Source organism: Eggerthella lenta DSM 2243 (assembly GCF_000024265.1).
GTDB lineage: Bacteria > Actinomycetota > Coriobacteriia > Coriobacteriales > Eggerthellaceae > Eggerthella > Eggerthella lenta.
The window spans coordinates 807,365-823,216 of record NC_013204.1 but is presented as its reverse complement, the minus strand read 5'-3'; the positions used below and the strand labels follow the sequence as shown (position 1 = coordinate 823,216).

Sequence of the window (15,852 nt, the reverse complement as noted above, 5' to 3'; positions counted from 1 at the left end):
AACTGAGAAGTGAAATCGTAGTAATAGTGATTGGCGCGATAATCATACCCCCCCCCCCAACCTTAGGAGCGACCTTGATCGCCCCGAAAATCAAAATCCCCACGATGAGAACGATGTTCAAGACAAGCGAAAGACAATGAGCAATCCGCTCTCTAGGCTTTTCAGCACAACGTCTTCCGCTTCTGCAACTCATCGATCTGCCTCTTTCTCGAGAGTGTTGTCAAGACGCTTGATAACCTTCGCGGGAACTCCGCCTAAAACGCAGTGCCCTTCGGGAAAACCTTTCGTCACAACAGCGTTTGCGCCAACAACCGTATGGGGTCCCAATACGACACCGGGAGTGATAACGACGTTCGCTCCCAACCAACAATGATCTCCAAGATCAATGTTTTGCGGCTCGGCGTGAACGTCGGGATCCGCTAAATCGTGATTCGCGGTGATGAGAGAACATCCTCTCGCTATCCAAACCCCTCTTCCGACTCTGATTCGGGCGTTACCGAAAGTCTGAAAAAGCGCGGTTCCGTTAAAATTGTTCAAATCATCAATGTGAAAGTCAACATTTCTACCGCAATCGCATGATCGGCCGATAGGCCACGGAATCCCACGGCCGTGGCCAGTGAGCAATTTCCTAATCATTCCGTTGAAGGCCCAACGCCATCCTGGTGACCAAAAATGCTCGAATTGCTTTCCGGAAAGAAATTTTCGATCATAAGCGAGTATCCCAAATACTTTGACAAACCCGAATACGAAAAAGGCATCAATTCCGTTAAGGATAAACAGATGAATTGGCTTCTTGCGATTAACAATCTTTTCCTTTAGGCTTGACGACTGGTGATCTTCCTCCAGTCCACCCTTTTTTACTTCCACTACCTCAAGCCTTTCTCACAACGACGCAAACCAAATCCTCGATACATCTTCCATACCTTCAGCATTGCATCGTCTTCGTCATACGAAATGGTCAAGTTAGCTTCTTTTGGCTTTGATTGCATCTGCGCTTCATTGTTCGACTCATTTGACCTTCAACCTACAAAGAAGAGCGGAGACCTACGTCTGGAGCAGACCGTCTTCCAGAACGACAGCCAAGCTATCATCCATTACCTTCGCATTGGGAAGCTCCATCGCATATCTATTTTTCTTTAAGACCGACTTAAATTCCAATTGGCCATAGGCACTGAAATAGGCGTTTCGCCGAGCGGGAGAACGACATATGCACCCCTTGATTCGTCTCACTGCGGAAATCAAATGAGCATGGGATTTAACAATGTTGCGCAGCGTAACTACAGGCGCACCACCCTTTTCGTAAAAAAGACCGAATTGCGCCGTCCCTTCATTTACAAAACGCCTGATCAATTCTTTACGCCATGCGTCCTCGAACGAGACATTCATCCAGAAATCACACCATCTCCTGTCCAACAGTGGGAGATACCATTCATAGTTCGCAAATTCGTAGTTTCTCACATCGTTCACAATGAACTTATTGATATACCCTATCGTGTGAATCGTGTCGGCAGCCGCAGCGCAATCTTTGTAGGAATACCCTCCTTCGGGAAGGTCAATCAAATCAGCAATTACGCTTTCGAGTCGATTGCGTCGTACGCCCGACGGCAAGTCGATTCGGCATTCGACAAGACACGAATTCGCAACGAGCCGCGCCTTCGAGATCGCTCTTTTAAAGACAGGAGAGCATTTCAACTCCCCTCCCATAATAGAACCAGCATGCCCCGGCAAAAAAACGGCATCGTCCGGCAACGCCCCCCTCCCTTTAAGAATGTCGAGCGCAAATGCCATTAATATATGGTTTATGCGTCCTCCTAAAATGCTATAGCGTAAAGCTTCCCGATATCGATCGGAAGCGAATCTTTCGCGCCACATCTCGCCCGTAATTTCAACATGCTCCCATGGAAAACCGAGATTGCTCGCGACTCTCTTCCCGATCATAACATCCTCGCTATCGCGCGCTCCTATCGAGAAAGTCAGAACTCGCTCGTAATCAGCCGCTTTCAAGCATGCTGCTATCGTCCTGCTATCCAACCCGCTCGTAATGGGAATCACAGCCGTCCTACCATCAAGAAACCTGATAACATCCCGAAAAACAGGCCGTACGACATCCTCAACTTGATCAAGACTGGCGGAGGAAGATGGAAATGCTCTTTTGAATTCCCAATATCTGCGCTCTTCGACACTCCCGATTTTCTTGTCAATCCTCACATACGTCCCCTCGTTAACCTCTCGGACATCCTCCCAAAGAGTCCTTCCCCCGTAGGTGACGTAAGTACATTGATATTCAAGCAGTCCTAAATCATCAATCATTTTGCTTTTAGAACAACTAGGGGCATCGTCGCTCACTACTATAGTGCCGGAAATACGATCAACCGAAAAGAACAAAGGGAAGGACCCCAGGTGGTCGACAGCTAAGTAAACCGACTCCTCAGAATCGATCACTATTGAAAAGAAGCAGCATTGTTTCTCTAAGAAATCGAGTAGATCCGTTTCCAAAGATACGGCATTGCCGCATCGAGATGCGACAGCAGCAAGGGTTTCCTTTTCTATTCGGTGAAGACAGCCGATCACCCAAGCTGATCCAACCTGTTCCCAAAAAAACCCACGATAACTCCCCAGTTTTAGAGACAAATTCACGCACAATCACCAAGCTTTCAATTACTTATCGCTTTCTTTGAGAGAGGAGCGCAAGCCTCTCAAAGAAAGCAGCGATACGAGAACCGTTGTCGAAACGGTAGCCAACGCCGCACCAACAATGCCGAAAGCAAACGTTAGGGGGACGATCAGAGCGACGTTCGCAGCCAGAGATACAACCGAAACAACAAGATTGAAGCGAACACGATGAAGACAAGCTAGGAGATTGACGCTTACGGTTCGCAACGGGGATACAATCAGGCTCAAAGAAATTATTCGAAATGCCGTAGCCGCATCAACATACTCCTCCCCCCATAGCAATTTGATAATGTCCGGCGCCCAAATGAAGAGAACGACCGCAATGACAGCCATAGGAACAAGACTCCCAAAAAGAAGCACTCTAGCATGTTTCGAGAACCATACTGAATCCAAACGGTGTTCAGCAAAATAAGGCAAGGCGAATATGACGATGCACTGCGGAATGAAAAGAAAACCTTCCGGGAGCATCGTAGCGACCTTGTAACACGCCACGTCGATCGAACTCGCTACGATAATACCCACCATAAGCACATCCAAGAGGTACACTACCGAGTTGAACACGCTCGATATCCCCGTCGGAAGCGAAAACTTCCATAAGTCGACCGCTTTCTTTGAAGAGAGGAACTTAGTGGATCGAAGGGGGAAGCCGACGCCCTTCAATAGAATTACAGCGACAGAAATAGTGATAGCGTAGGCGGCGTACCTACCACTGATCACTCCCGGCACACCCGCCGCAAAGGCTCCGACACAGCTCAGCCCCGTATATCCAATCGTATTGACGTTCAGCAACATGGAGTATTCTTTATTGAGTTTCCTTGAACGCAGTATGCTGCTTGCGTACTGGAAAAAGTAATCCAGAGGAATCAAGGGAGCAAGCATTGCTAAGCAATGCCCCGAGCCTGCAATTGAAAGCCCTGCTCCATATCCGACAAAAACAAGAAGCATCATTATGACCGCATCTATGAATAGCCCGACCGTCAACACGTACCTTTGTATTTCGAACTTCTCTTCGACCGGTCTTTTTTCTGAGCTAAACTGCAACAAACCGCTTATCAGTCCAAGCCCCGTAAAAAGAAGAACGATCGAATATATGCTGTTGGCGTAGGAGAAGACGCCGTATTCGTCTTGCGTCAAGAATCTCACTATGAGGATATTCGAAGCGAACACGATCAGCTTGTTCGTAAGGGTTGAGCCCAGTATATGAAAGAACCCCCTGTTCAGAAGATTCTTCGCTTGCACCGCCAATGTGTCGCGTATCGACATCGTCTACCCAAAAACGGTGACGAGGGAATCCGCCACGACCGATACGTCTTCCGAGATCATATACGGCCCCATCGGCAGGCTCAGCACCGTCTCGCACAGCCGCTCCGTCACGGGGCAGCCGTCGGGGCACAGGCACGCGCCCTCGAACGCCCCCTGCCCGTGCATGGGCTTGGGGTAGTAGACCATCGTCGGGACGCCCCGCTCCTTGAGGGCGGCCTGCAGGGCGTCGCGGTCGAGGCCCTCGGGCAGCCGCACGGTGTACTGAGCCCACGAGCTGCGGAAGCCCTCGGGGGCCTCCGGCAGGGCGAGGCCGCTTCCGGCGAGGGCCCCGAAGTAGAGGGCCGCCGCCCCGCCCACGGCGTCCAGCTCGCCTTCGAACGCGTCGAGCTTCGCAAGCAGCACCGCCGCCTGCACGGTGTCGAGGCGGCTGTTCACGCCCACGCGCACGTTGTCGTACTTCATCGACCCTTTTCCGTGCACGGCGTAGCTGCGGACCAGCTCCGCCCACTCGTCGTTGTCGGTGAACACCGCGCCGCCGTCGCCGTAGCAGCCCAGCGGCTTGGCCGGGAAGAAGCTCGTGGTGGAGACGTCGCCGAACGAGCAGGCCATCCGGCTCCCGATCGACCCGCCGAAGCCCTGCGCGCCGTCCTCGAGCAGGAGCATCCGGTGCCGCTCGCACACCTCGCGTATCGCCGTGTAGTCCGCCGGCAGACCGAACAGGTCGACGGCCACGACGACCCTGGGTGCGAGGTCCGTCCCGTCCTCGACGAACCGCACCGCCTCCTCGAGTTTGGCGGGATCGAGGTTGAACGTACGCTCGTCCACGTCGACGAACACCGGCATCGCACCGAGCAGCGCGGGAGCTTCGCCGCTTGCGAAGAACGTGAAGTCGGGGACGAACACCGCGTCGCCCGGCCCGACGCCCCACGCCATGAGCGCGAGCTGCAAGGCGTCCGTGCCGTTGGCGCAGGTTATGCAGTGCCTGGCGCCGACGTAGGCGGCGAGGCGCGCCTCGAGCTCGGCGACCTCCGGGCCGCCGATGTAGCGGCCGTGCTCGAGCACGCGGGCGATGCCCGCGTTGATGCCGCCCTTGAGCGCCTGATACTGGGCGTTCAGGTCACGAAACTCCATGCTGCACCTCTTTCAGCCCCTCGTCGCTCTGCGCGTACGTCCTCCCGCAGGCGCTGCACGCCAGGTCCTCCGAAAGGACCGCTCCGCATTCGCACGCCCATCCGCGCTGCCGCGCCGGAACGCCCAGCACGAGCGCATGCGGCGGGACGTCCGAGGTGACCACGGCGCCCGAGCCGACCATCGCCCACGCGCCTATTTCGTGGCCGCAGACGATCGTCGCGTTCGCCCCGATCGACGCGCCTCGGCGGACGACCGTCCTCTTGTACCCATCGCCGCCCTTGGGGTATTTCGCCCTCGGCGTCAGATCGTTCGTGAACACGCAGGAGGGGCCGCAGAACACGTGGTCCCCCAACTCCACTCCTTCGTAAACCGAGACGTTGTTCTGGATCTTGACCCCGTCGCCGATCTTCGCGTTCGCGCCCACGTAAACGTTCTGGCCGAGAGAGCATCCTCGGCCGATGGAGGCACCCGATTGGATGTGGCAGAAGTGCCAAACCTTCGTGTCGTCACCGATTGCCACGCCCTCGTCAGCATAAGAGCTCTCGTGCACGTAAGGAGCCGTCATGGGATCATCTCCTTGCGCATGTTCTCGTTGAACATCCTCCGGGCGCCGTCGATTCCGCACTGGAAGAGCGGATCGAGCGCTGAAAGATTGGGGACGAACCCGCTCTGCCGATATTGCGGGTACTCGGGATAGGAAAACTCCTGATAGCGCACGGCGATTCCCTTTTCAGCGAACGACCGGTCGTCCATGTACGCTCGCGCACCGCGACCCGAGAGGTACACGTCGGCCCCGCAAACCCTGCAGAGGCCCAGGACCAGATCGTTGTTCTTGGCTTCGATATCGTATGGCAACGAGCTTTGCAGCACCAAGGGGGTTTCTATGCCGTAAGCGGATCGCAGCATCTCGATGCTCGCCATGTCCAGATCGAGAAGGGTGTCGCAGTCAGCTTCGAGCACCTTCGCCACAAGGGGCATCACCTCGTCGAAATAGGGGGTTTTCCTATAGTTGCAATCGATAAAGCCACGGTGCTTTTTCCTTGTCTTCGGCCAATTGGAAAGTCGCACATCCCTGGTCGGTTTTTCAAGGTAGCCCTTCTTTTCCACGCTCAAGGACAGGAGCTTCGCCTCTCCATCGACCTGGAGGAACCTGTTCCTCGACATAGGGGAGCCGTCTTCGAACTGCACCTCGTCGAGCACGACGAACTCGTCTGCTTTCGCCATCTTGTCTAGATAGCCGAGCCACGGGAAATAATGGGGCTGATGCATGGCGACGGTCTTCATCACGGCCTCCTTCCGAGAACGTAGGTGTGCTGGATCCGCTCCTCGCCCTTGATCGGAACCACGAAGTCCCCGTCACGGACGCGCTTCATGCCCAGGCGGCGGGCAACGTGCGCCGAGGCGGCGTTCTCCTCGTCGATGCGGGCGACAATCCTGCCCACGCGCACCTCGTCGAAGCAGATGTCGGCGAGCTTTCCCAGAGCTTCTCCCATGTAGCCGCAGCCCTGGAAGGCGGAGTTGAGCGCGTAAGACACCTCGCAGGAGCAGGCGGCGGCATCGAAGCGGTAGGCGCGCACGGTGCCGATGAGCTTGCGAGGCTCGCGGAGCTCTATGCCGAGCAGCAGGTCGTCCGGCTCCGGTCGGGCGAGCTTGGAGGCTATCCAATCCCGCGCCTCCCCGGGTTCGCCATGGGGTGCCCAATTCAGGAATCTGCTTATCTCGGGGTCCGACGTGTATTCGAACATGTCGGCAGCATCCTCCAGCCGCAAGGGACGCAAGACGAGCCTTTCAGTCCCAAACCGCTCATTGCGCAGGGAAGCGAGGCGGGCGGAAAGGACGTCCGCAGGGCCGAGCACGGAGTCGAGCCCGGTAAAGTTGCGATCGAGGCTGCCCAGGCGATCGGCGCCCGCCCTTTCTATGAACCGCCGTAGAGATTCCTCGAGCGAGGCCTCCGTCCCGCCGTACCAGAACGGATGGGTCAAGATATGCAGGCGCGGATACTTCCCGGACTCGATCATGTCCAAAATGGGCTTGCGCCACCGCCTCCGGCTGTCCGAAGCGTATTCGAAGCCCTGGAAGAACTCGCTCGAATAGCTGTTGACGATGCCGGGGATGCTCCACTGCGCTTCGAGCGACGCCTTGCTCGGACGGTGCATGGAAACGCATTCGATGGGCAGGCCGAGGGCGCCCCCCAGCGTGTCCGCCTCGCGTTGGATCGCGGCGATCGCGTCGTCGCCGTCCTCGTACTGCGTTTCGTCGTAATGGAGCCCGATGTCGTGGCCGAGCCTCGCGATCTCTCGAAGCCTCTCGACGTTTCCGCGCTCTAGAGGGTTGTAGAAATCCGTTCGCAAGAGCACGAAATACGTCGATCGGACGCCCTCGCTCGATTCGAGCTCGGCCATCGCGAGCGCTGCGATCGGATCGAAGTCGATGTCGTGCCGCAAAATGACAGGCTTCCCAACACCTCCCCAATCGCCGTACCCGCAGAACCCGTACCCCCGTTCTTTCAGGATCTGAAGCATGTTCCTGTAAGCGCTGTGAGTGAAAGGCATCTGAGCACATGAAGGCATGCCTAGAACTCCCCTTCCATGTCCGTGCTCGCGAAATCTTCCAGCGGCAGCTCCACGGGAAGGCCCGTCCTCTGGCTCTTGTAGATGGCGAGCACCACCTCCAGAGCGTCGCGGCCGGCCCTCGCGTCCACGTAGGGCGCGCGGTCGTTCTCGATCGCGTCGGCCACGTCGGCGTAGAGCAGGGCGTGGCCGTTGCCGTAGACGTTGGAGGTGGGCTCCTTGAGCCCCGCCATCCCATCGTCGCCCTCGCGCTCGTCGGCAAAATCCCAAACGTCGATCTCGTTGGTCGAGGTCCCGCCGAGCTTGGCCGTGCCGGACTCGCCGAACAGGTACAGCGTCTCCTCGAGGTTTCTCGGGAACACGTTGGAGGTGCCCTCCACGGTGGCCACCGACCCGTCCGCGAACGTGAGCACCGCCACGCCCACGTCCTCGGCCTCCAGGTAGTCGTGGAAGCGCTGCCGGGTCTGGGCGTAGACCGAGACCACCTCGCCGCCCATCATCCAGCGCAGCAGGTCGACGCCGTGGATGCACTGGTTCATGAGGCAGCCGCCGTCCTGGGCCCAGGTGCCCCTCCAGGGGGCCTGGCCGTAGTAGCCCCTGTCCCGGTTCCACCTCACGTGGACCGATCCGTGGGACATGCGCCCGAAGCGGCCCTCCTCCACGGCTCGGCGGACGTGGCGCACGGCGACGTTGAAGCGGTTCTGGTGGCAGGCCGATACCTTCACGCCGCGCTCCTCGGCGCGCCGCACGATCTCGTCGGCGTCGGCCATCGACATCGCGACGGGCTTCTCGATTATCGCGTTGACGCCCGCGTCGATGCAGTCCAGCGCGATGCGCGCGTGCTCGCCGCTCTCGGTGGCGACGGCCGCGATGTCCAGGTCCGGCTCCGCCGCGAGCATCTCGCCGTGGCCGCCGTAGATCCTCGGTGCCGGGCCGTCCCACTCCGCCCGCTCGAGCAGGCCCTCGGCCTTGCCGGAGGCGGTGTCGCAGAGCGCCGCGAGCTCGAATCCGTTCGCGCGGACGGCCTTGACGTGGTTGAGCGCTATGCGCCCGCAGCCTATTATTGCGCACTTCATGTTACAGCACCTCTTTCGAACGGCCGGCAAGAATATCGACGATTCGCTTGGCCGCATTGCCGTCGCCGAACGGCAAATAGTCCTCATTTACCGTTTGCGCTCTATCCAACGCACGCTCTATCTCGCTTCTCTCCGGAAAGACGAGAACGCAACGCCCGTCCACCATAATCTCAGGCCACGCAAGAAGCGTCATAGGCACTGTACAGGGCGTTTTCGCAAAAAAGGCTTCTCTTTGCACCCCTCCTGAGTCGGTGATCACGTGCATTGCGTGTTTGGTAAGAAAAATGCTCTCAAGATAACCGACCGGCTCGACGAGCATGATCGAATCTAGCCTATAACGAATGACGATGTCTCTGGCGAGTTCAAGAGCGCGGGGGTGCACAGGGTAAATAACGGGACAAGACAGAGTAGACGCAGCGATCAATATCTCGGACATGGCCCCCTTTTCCATGTTTTCTGCCCGATGACATGTTAGATAGCAATAACGCGACGGAACATCAATCGAACCTCCACTGATTGAAACCAATTCCGGACGAAGCGCTTCGGAGTCCGCGATTTCGCCGTAATGCAGAAACGCATCGTACATCGGATCACCTACGAGAAAGGTCCTATCCTCGAGGCCTTCTTTTTTAAGGTTTCGAAACCCCGATTCTGTTGCCGCAAGCAGTATCGAGCTAAGATGATCGACGCATACGCGGTTTGACTCTTCGGCGTTTCTGAGCGAATGAGAGCGAGGACCCGCTTCGACGTGCGCGATTGGGATCTGCATTTTTACGGCAGTGAGCGCTGCGGCAAGGGTTGAATTGGTGTCTCCGTAAACAAGAACGGCGTCTGGGCGCTCTTCTTCCATAACCGCCTCAAGGCCGAGCATCATTCTCGCCGTCATAGATGTATGGCTACCCCCTGAAATGCCCAAGTTATGCTTAGGCCGAAGAATGGACATCTGCTCAAAAAATAGCTCGGACATGTTCCGATCAAAGTGCTGTCCCGTATGAACCAACACTTCGTCTATGCCGTGTCGCTTCTCGATTTCATGTGAAACCATGGCTGCTTTTATGAACTGGGGCCTTGCCCCCACAACGGTAAGCACTTTCACGTCACAGCACCTCGATGTTCTCTCGCGGGGACACGCCCTTCATGGCGTTCTTGGCGTCGAGCACGGCCCTCGCGTGCCTCTGCACGAGGGCGTAGTCGACGTTGGTGTGCGCGCAGGCGACCAGAACAATATCGGCCGAGGCGATCGCCTCGGCCGACAGGTCCGGGATGGATTCCTTTACCTCTTCTTTGTGCTGGCAGCGCGGCACCCAGGGGTCGTAGTAGGAGACCTCGGCGCCCCGCGCCTCCAGGCGCTCAATCACGCGCAGGGCCGGCGACTCCCGATAGTCGTCGATGTCCTGCTTGTAGGCGACGCCCAGCACGAGCGCCTTCGATCCCCTCATCGCCTTGCCCTCCCGGTTGAGGATGCGGGCCGCGCGCGAGGCCACCCACTCGGGCATAGAGTCGTTCACGGTCATGGACGCCTCGATCATGGAGGTGTGGAAGCCGTACTCGCGCGCCTTCCACGACAGGTAGTAGGGGTCGAGCGGTATGCAGTGGCCGCCGAGACCGGGGCCGGGGTAGAAGGCCGTGAAGCCGTAGGGCTTCGTCTTGGCGGCGTCTATTACCTCCCACACGTCGATGCCCATGCGGTCGCAGAGCATGCAGAGCTCGTTGACGAGGCCGATGTTGACGTTTCGGTAGGTGTTCTCGAGGATCTTCTCCATCTCGGCCACGGCCGGGCTCGACACGCGCGTCACGCCCCCCTCGAGCACCGCCTCGTAGACCGCGCTGATGAGCTCGAGCGCCTCCTCGCCGACGGCGCCCACCACCTTGGGCGTGTTCTTGGTCTTGTAGACGAGGTTGCCAGGATCCACGCGCTCGGGAGAGAAGCCCAGGTAGAAGCCCTCGCCGCACTTGAGGCCCGACCCCTCCTCCAGGATGGGCAGGATCAGCTCCTCGGTGGTGCCGGGGTAGGTGGTGGACTCGAGCACCACCATGCAGCCCTCGCGGATGTAGGGCGCTATCTCGCGGGCGGACGCCTCCATGTAGGAGGTGTCGGGCATCTGGTGGGCGTCGAGCGGGGTGGGCACGCAGATGGCGACGAAGCCGCACTCCGCGACGCGCGAGAAGTCGCAGGTCGCCTCGAGCGTGCCGGCCTCCACGAGCGCGGCGAGGTCCTCCTGCACGACGTCGCCGATGTAGTTCTCGCCACGGTTGACCATGTCGACCTTGTCGGCCTGCACGTCGAAGCCAATCGTCTTGAAGCCCGCCTTGGCCTTCTCCACGGCCAGCGGCAGCCCGACGTAGCCGAGGCCGACCGTGCCGCAGACGAGGGTGCGAGACAGGATGCTCACCCATCCTTCTTGAAAACCCATCATAACGTATTCTCCTTGCTTCTTGAAAGGGTGCACAATATTCCAGCCACCTGATTGGCAATCACCGGATAACTGAACTTCGAAACATAGCTCGAATCGACTCTGCAGGAAGTCAAACCTCGATTCTTCCATTGGGTATATGATTCACGAACGAAATCGATTAATCTGGGATAATCCATCAAATCCGAAGCCTCTTCGTAGCAAAATCCAGCACCGGATTTCTCGATAATTTTCTTCGCTTCCGAATTGGGAGAATCGCCAGAGCTTACACCGACAATGGGAACGCCACTAGTTAGATATTCGAAAAGCTTGCCTGTTATCCCTCCCTTTTGCAAAGAGGTATTCCAGTTACTGAAAATCAGTAATGAGGCCGTTGATTGCATTTCCATAGCCCGATCACGCGAAACCAAGCCAACGGATTCTACAGGTATGTCGGGAAAGCAGCTAGCTTGCCTGAAAAAGATGCCCTCGGTACCTCCCGCATATCTAACAACGATATCATCGCAACAAACTGCACCCCCATCAACAAGGTCCACGAGAGCTCGAAATAGCGGAGTCAGATCCCTTCGAGCATCGCCTTCATCGTGCAAGGTTCCCGTATAAGTGATTTCGAATTTATTTGATCGATGTCTCTTTTTGCGAAAAAGCACATCATCCGGATCAAATCCATTCGTTACTATCTCTCTACGCTGCAAGGGGTCAAGAAACAAAAGGTCGGAAACCCCTTTAGAAACGGATATGACACAATCCGCGTTATGCGTGGTTTTTTTGGCAAAGGAACGGTTGTCCTCAGTGTCGGTCGCATCGGAATACACTAAAGAATCCCTGTAATCGGCAACCCATATGATCGATGGGTTTTTCTTCTTTATTTCCGCCGCCACTCTATGGGTCCATCGCGGTCCATAGGATGAAATAACGACATCGTACTGAGAGCAATCGCCTATTGCATGGCATGCTCTTCCGTAGATCGATTCATCAACCGCTTGATTTAAACTTCTTCTAATACATGACAATATGCCGCGTGTATCGCGAGATCCATTCTTTGGTGAGACGAATTCACTATTCTTTCGATTCTTCCTATCTTTCTCCCATTTATTTGAAGATATGTTCTTTGCATATCTTAGAAAATTATGGATTCCATGAAAGATTTTTAATTTAGCCCCATCACGAACCAGGTAAGTCTTTTGAAAATTAGACACATCTTGCATAAGCGTTGGATCTACCGAATAGTTTTCAGACAATAGTTTTTTCCCTGAAAAGTTTTTCTCGTTCGTAAGGAGATCGATCGAAGCTTGATGATGCAGTACTAGATACTTCGAGATTTTTGTCCATCGAATCGAAGCAATTGCGTTAACCGGCGCAATATACTCCGCGATAAGAAGCACTTTCATTTTCCAGAACCCCTAAGCTTTCGAGAAGCATTTCCAACCAATATTCGTTCCTGTGATGCGAACGAAGATCTGCCGTCACAAAAACGCGCTTTCGGCTCCATGGTCGTTGTCAGAAGATAACCCGCAATGAAAAAGGCTAGTAACGCATCCGCACCCCTGAATTGAAATAATGAACCTACTACCCAGCAAAGGATGTATGCAGCGAAGGGGTTCGAGAACCTCTCCTTCCGAAAAATAGCCATAACATTTAAGATTAACGCAATAAAAAAGACGAATCCCATGAAGCCAAAATCCAAAAGAACCTGAAGAGGATAATTATGTATGTTGCCCTCAGAGAAAGGCGTTCCACTGACCATTTTCAAGTGAACAACGGCGTTTCCTGCACCATTTCCGAACAAAGGAGCGTCGATAAAGGCACTTAATGCGTATTGCCACATGTCCATTCTCCCAGTCGACCCCTTGTCCTCTCCTATTGCAAGAAACCGATCCATAATTGGGAGTCCTGCGATTTGAGCAACCGCAATCAGACCCGCAATCAACACGGCAATGCCAACAAGCTTCGATACTCCAATTCGATCCTTTGATTTCACGAACAGAACGTAGGCGATGGACAACAATGAAAGAATGATCCCCACACGAGAGGCATAAAGAGCCGAAATGGACAAACTTCCAATTAGGTATAGCAGACCAACTCTATCCCTATTAAAGAAGACTCCAAACAATGCTAGCCATGATGCCTCCAAATTAACGCTGTCGCTAAAAAAGGACGGGATGGAAGGGTGCCCATTACCCCCATAAGAAACAAACCCCATAACAGCATCTCCGTAGAGCACAATCTTAATAGCTACCACAGCTATAACAAATAACGCCGACGATCTAACAATCACGCCCCATCTATCCATGGGGAGGCCTCTTCCGTAATTCATCACAGAAGCTATCATGACGAAGAAAAACGCATAATTGAATAAAACGACATTTATCCCAAAACGCATGGAGTCAATCAGCGATATTCCAATCACGTATAAAACGGAAATCAGAAACCACCTGTTGAATAGAGACCAGGAAGTCCTAAGTGCCACAATGGACAAAACCAGCAAGATCAAGGCAATGACATGAAACGGCTTGATAGCCGCCCCACCCAGAGAGAAGATAACGACGTTCTGGAAACACGCAGAAATCAACAGAGCTGACAAGGCCGTCTCTCTCGCAGTCATACAAAATGAGATTTTTCTCAAAACCCTCATCTGAGAAGACCGGCTTTTCTACACGCATGGCAAAAAAGAGCAAACGGAGCTTCGCCGATCAAGGCAATGGCTGCAGCAAGTCGTTCCCTCTTCCGAGCCGAAGAATCACTCAGAACGATCTTTCTTCTCTCCTTGAGTTCGCCCCACAAAGCTCGACGATCATTCTCGAACTTACTGGAAAGCTCGTATTCTACCGGTATCTGTGCATAAACCATCCGGCAAAGAGAAAAACAGCGCGATGCGGATGCAACGGCTAGATCCGGATACCATTCCTGCATATCCGAGCTAAGTCGTCGTGAAACCTCAATGGCAGATAAGGCTTTTATCGGACTGTACGCCTGACTGATGATTCCGGATTTCCGCAGACGATACGCATACAAGGCCCTGCAATCAACCAACGCAACACGATCTACATCATGAATGAACTTGTAAACGCTTGCCAGGTCCTCGTAATACAACCCCACAGCAAAAGGAGCATCGCCGAGTATACGTCTAGCATAAAGCCTCCATGGAACTCCCGTATCGAGCCTTTGATAGAGCATCAACTTCTGAACCGTATATGAATCCATAACCCTTGCGTCGGGAATAAAGGCCGCCTTCGCAACAAGCTCGCATGAAGAGCCGTCCTCGAATGCCGTACCACAAGGTATCGCCGCTATCTCACAGTCGCACACTTCGATAGCATGCATAAGCGTCTCAATGAAAACAGGGGACACGAAATCATCGCCGTCAACGAAGGCCACGAAATCACCCCGACAAACGGCTATTCCAGCGTTTCGGGCAGCACTCAGCCCTTCGTTCTCTTTGTGCACCACAACCACACGGGAATCGCTACAAGCGTATTGATCGCAAGAAAACCCCGATCCATCTGTCGATCCGTCGTTTACTACAACGATCTCGATATTGCTATAAGTTTGAGCGATCACGCTCTCTATGCATTCCGACACGTACGACTCAACGTTATAAACAGGGATGATAACACTGACAAGCGGGTTCATTTTCCCGCCCTTTCGCCATCGAGAGCGATGTATAACGCTGCAAGTTTCTGCGCCGCTGCATCAATGTCGTAGTACGAGAAACGCTCCGGACGCACAGGGACCCTGTCGCCGGCCCTCAAGGCGCATAGCGCGTCCGCCCAGGCCGAAGGATCATCGATCGGCAGGAAGCGCACCGCTCCCGTCACGTCCACCTCGCGGGTGATCGCGTCGGACAGCAGGCACGGCAAGCCGGCCCTCTGCGCCTCAAGCGCCGCCATGCCAAACCCCTCGTACGTACTGGGGAAGGCAAACGCATCGAATCCTTGATACGCCAACGAAGAGTCCATTTGGCCGGGCATAACCATATACTCCGAAAGACCTAGGCAGGCCGCACGATTCTGAATGGCGATGCGATCCTTTCCTTCTCCAACCAAGACCAATCGAGCATCCACGCCGCTCTTTCTTAGGCAACTCAAAACCTCTATCAGGAATGATTGGTTCTTCACAGGGGCAAGCCTCCCTACATGCCCGATCACCACCTGGCCATCCTCGATGTTCCACATTTGGCGAGCTTTCGACCTCCAACGCTCGTCGAAGGCGAATGCATTCATGTCGATCGCGTTCGGAACAACTTCTAGCTCGACCTCCTTGCCGAACAGCCATTCACCGGCATAGCGGGAGCACGCGAGGCGGTGCGTCGGGTAGCGGTTCGCCTGGGTGCGCAGCAGGCGCTTGAGCGCGTTCTTGACGGGCTCGCCCTTGCCCGCCGTCGAATGCGAGTGGGCGATGCGCACGGGCACGCCCGCCCGGGCGGCCGCGCGCAGCGGGAAGACCGAGAGCGCGTTGACGTGGGAGTGGACGATGGACCAACCCTCGTCCGAGAACAGGCCCTCCAGGCGCCCCATGTAAGCGAGGAGGCGCTGGTAAGGAGGAACCACGAACACCCGGCCGCCGAGCGACCCGATCTCCTCGCGCGGCACGAGCGCGGAGTCCTCGTCCACGAGGAAGTCGAACTGCACGCGGCTCCTGTCGATATGCCGGTAGTAGTTCATGACCACGGCCTCGACGCCGCCGCCGCACATCTTGCCCACAACATGCGCTACGCGGATAGGC

General features: G+C 55.5%; 14 protein-coding genes. All 14 read right to left on the bottom strand.

The genetic code is table 11. The features are described 5' to 3' along the window. Nucleotides 1–189 precede the first annotated feature (189 nt). Nucleotides 190–867, bottom strand: coding sequence for an acyltransferase (locus ELEN_RS15865; RefSeq protein ID WP_015760073.1), 678 nt, complete (start codon nt 865–867; stop codon nt 190–192). A 177-nt stretch (nt 868–1,044) separates the two neighbouring features. Further along, nucleotides 1,045–2,637 (bottom strand): asparagine synthase-related protein, encoded by a 1,593-nt coding sequence (locus tag ELEN_RS03235; RefSeq protein WP_233946797.1) that lies wholly within the window; start codon nt 2,635–2,637, stop codon nt 1,045–1,047. 21 nt (nt 2,638–2,658) lie between these two features. Beyond that, nucleotides 2,659–3,936, bottom strand: coding sequence for an oligosaccharide flippase family protein (locus tag ELEN_RS03230; protein WP_009306523.1), 1,278 nt, complete (start codon nt 3,934–3,936; stop codon nt 2,659–2,661). A gap of 3 nt (nt 3,937–3,939) precedes the next feature. After that, complete coding sequence (locus tag ELEN_RS03225; RefSeq protein WP_009306524.1) at nt 3,940–5,067, bottom strand: DegT/DnrJ/EryC1/StrS family aminotransferase; 1,128 nt, start codon at nt 5,065–5,067, stop codon at nt 3,940–3,942. Further along, the gene (locus tag ELEN_RS03220) at nt 5,054–5,632 is read right to left on the bottom strand and encodes an acyltransferase (RefSeq protein WP_009306525.1); all 579 of its coding nucleotides are present in this window, start codon (nt 5,630–5,632) and stop codon (nt 5,054–5,056) included. The genes ELEN_RS03225 and ELEN_RS03220 overlap by 14 nt, the downstream gene beginning before the upstream one ends. Continuing rightward, nucleotides 5,629–6,351, bottom strand: coding sequence for a WbqC family protein (locus ELEN_RS03215; RefSeq protein WP_009306526.1), 723 nt, complete (start codon nt 6,349–6,351; stop codon nt 5,629–5,631). Before ELEN_RS03215 ends, ELEN_RS03220 begins: the two co-directional genes overlap by 4 nt. Then, the gene (locus ELEN_RS03210; RefSeq protein WP_009306527.1) at nt 6,351–7,511 is read right to left on the bottom strand and encodes a GNAT family N-acetyltransferase; all 1,161 of its coding nucleotides are present in this window, start codon (nt 7,509–7,511) and stop codon (nt 6,351–6,353) included. Before ELEN_RS03210 ends, ELEN_RS03215 begins: the two co-directional genes overlap by 1 nt. 128 nt (nt 7,512–7,639) lie before the next feature. After that, entirely contained in the window at nt 7,640–8,713 is a 1,074-nt protein-coding gene (locus ELEN_RS03205) for a Gfo/Idh/MocA family protein (protein ID WP_009306530.1), read from the bottom strand. Nucleotide 8,714: 1 nt separating this feature from the next. Further along, the gene (gene wecB, locus ELEN_RS03200; RefSeq protein ID WP_015760070.1) at nt 8,715–9,809 is read right to left on the bottom strand and encodes a non-hydrolyzing UDP-N-acetylglucosamine 2-epimerase; all 1,095 of its coding nucleotides are present in this window, start codon (nt 9,807–9,809) and stop codon (nt 8,715–8,717) included. A 1-nt stretch (nt 9,810) separates the two neighbouring features. Continuing rightward, nucleotides 9,811–11,130 carry a nucleotide sugar dehydrogenase gene (locus ELEN_RS03195; RefSeq protein WP_009306534.1) on the bottom strand — a complete coding sequence of 440 codons (1,320 nt, stop codon included), beginning with the start codon at nt 11,128–11,130 and terminating at the stop codon, nt 9,811–9,813. Then, a complete protein-coding gene (locus tag ELEN_RS15860) occupies nt 11,127–12,518 on the bottom strand; it encodes a glycosyltransferase family protein (RefSeq protein WP_009306536.1) in 1,392 nt (463 codons plus the stop codon). The genes ELEN_RS03195 and ELEN_RS15860 overlap by 4 nt, the downstream gene beginning before the upstream one ends. Continuing rightward, nucleotides 12,515–13,711 (bottom strand): O-antigen ligase family protein, encoded by a 1,197-nt coding sequence (locus tag ELEN_RS03190; protein WP_229079642.1) that lies wholly within the window; start codon nt 13,709–13,711, stop codon nt 12,515–12,517. Before ELEN_RS03190 ends, ELEN_RS15860 begins: the two co-directional genes overlap by 4 nt. Before the next feature lie 47 nt (nt 13,712–13,758). Then, the gene (locus ELEN_RS03185; RefSeq protein WP_009306541.1) at nt 13,759–14,760 is read right to left on the bottom strand and encodes a glycosyltransferase family 2 protein; all 1,002 of its coding nucleotides are present in this window, start codon (nt 14,758–14,760) and stop codon (nt 13,759–13,761) included. Next, nucleotides 14,757–15,821 carry a glycosyltransferase gene (locus ELEN_RS03180; protein WP_226844230.1) on the bottom strand — a complete coding sequence of 355 codons (1,065 nt, stop codon included), beginning with the start codon at nt 15,819–15,821 and terminating at the stop codon, nt 14,757–14,759. The genes ELEN_RS03185 and ELEN_RS03180 overlap by 4 nt, the downstream gene beginning before the upstream one ends. Between the last annotated feature and the right edge of the window lie 31 nt (nt 15,822–15,852).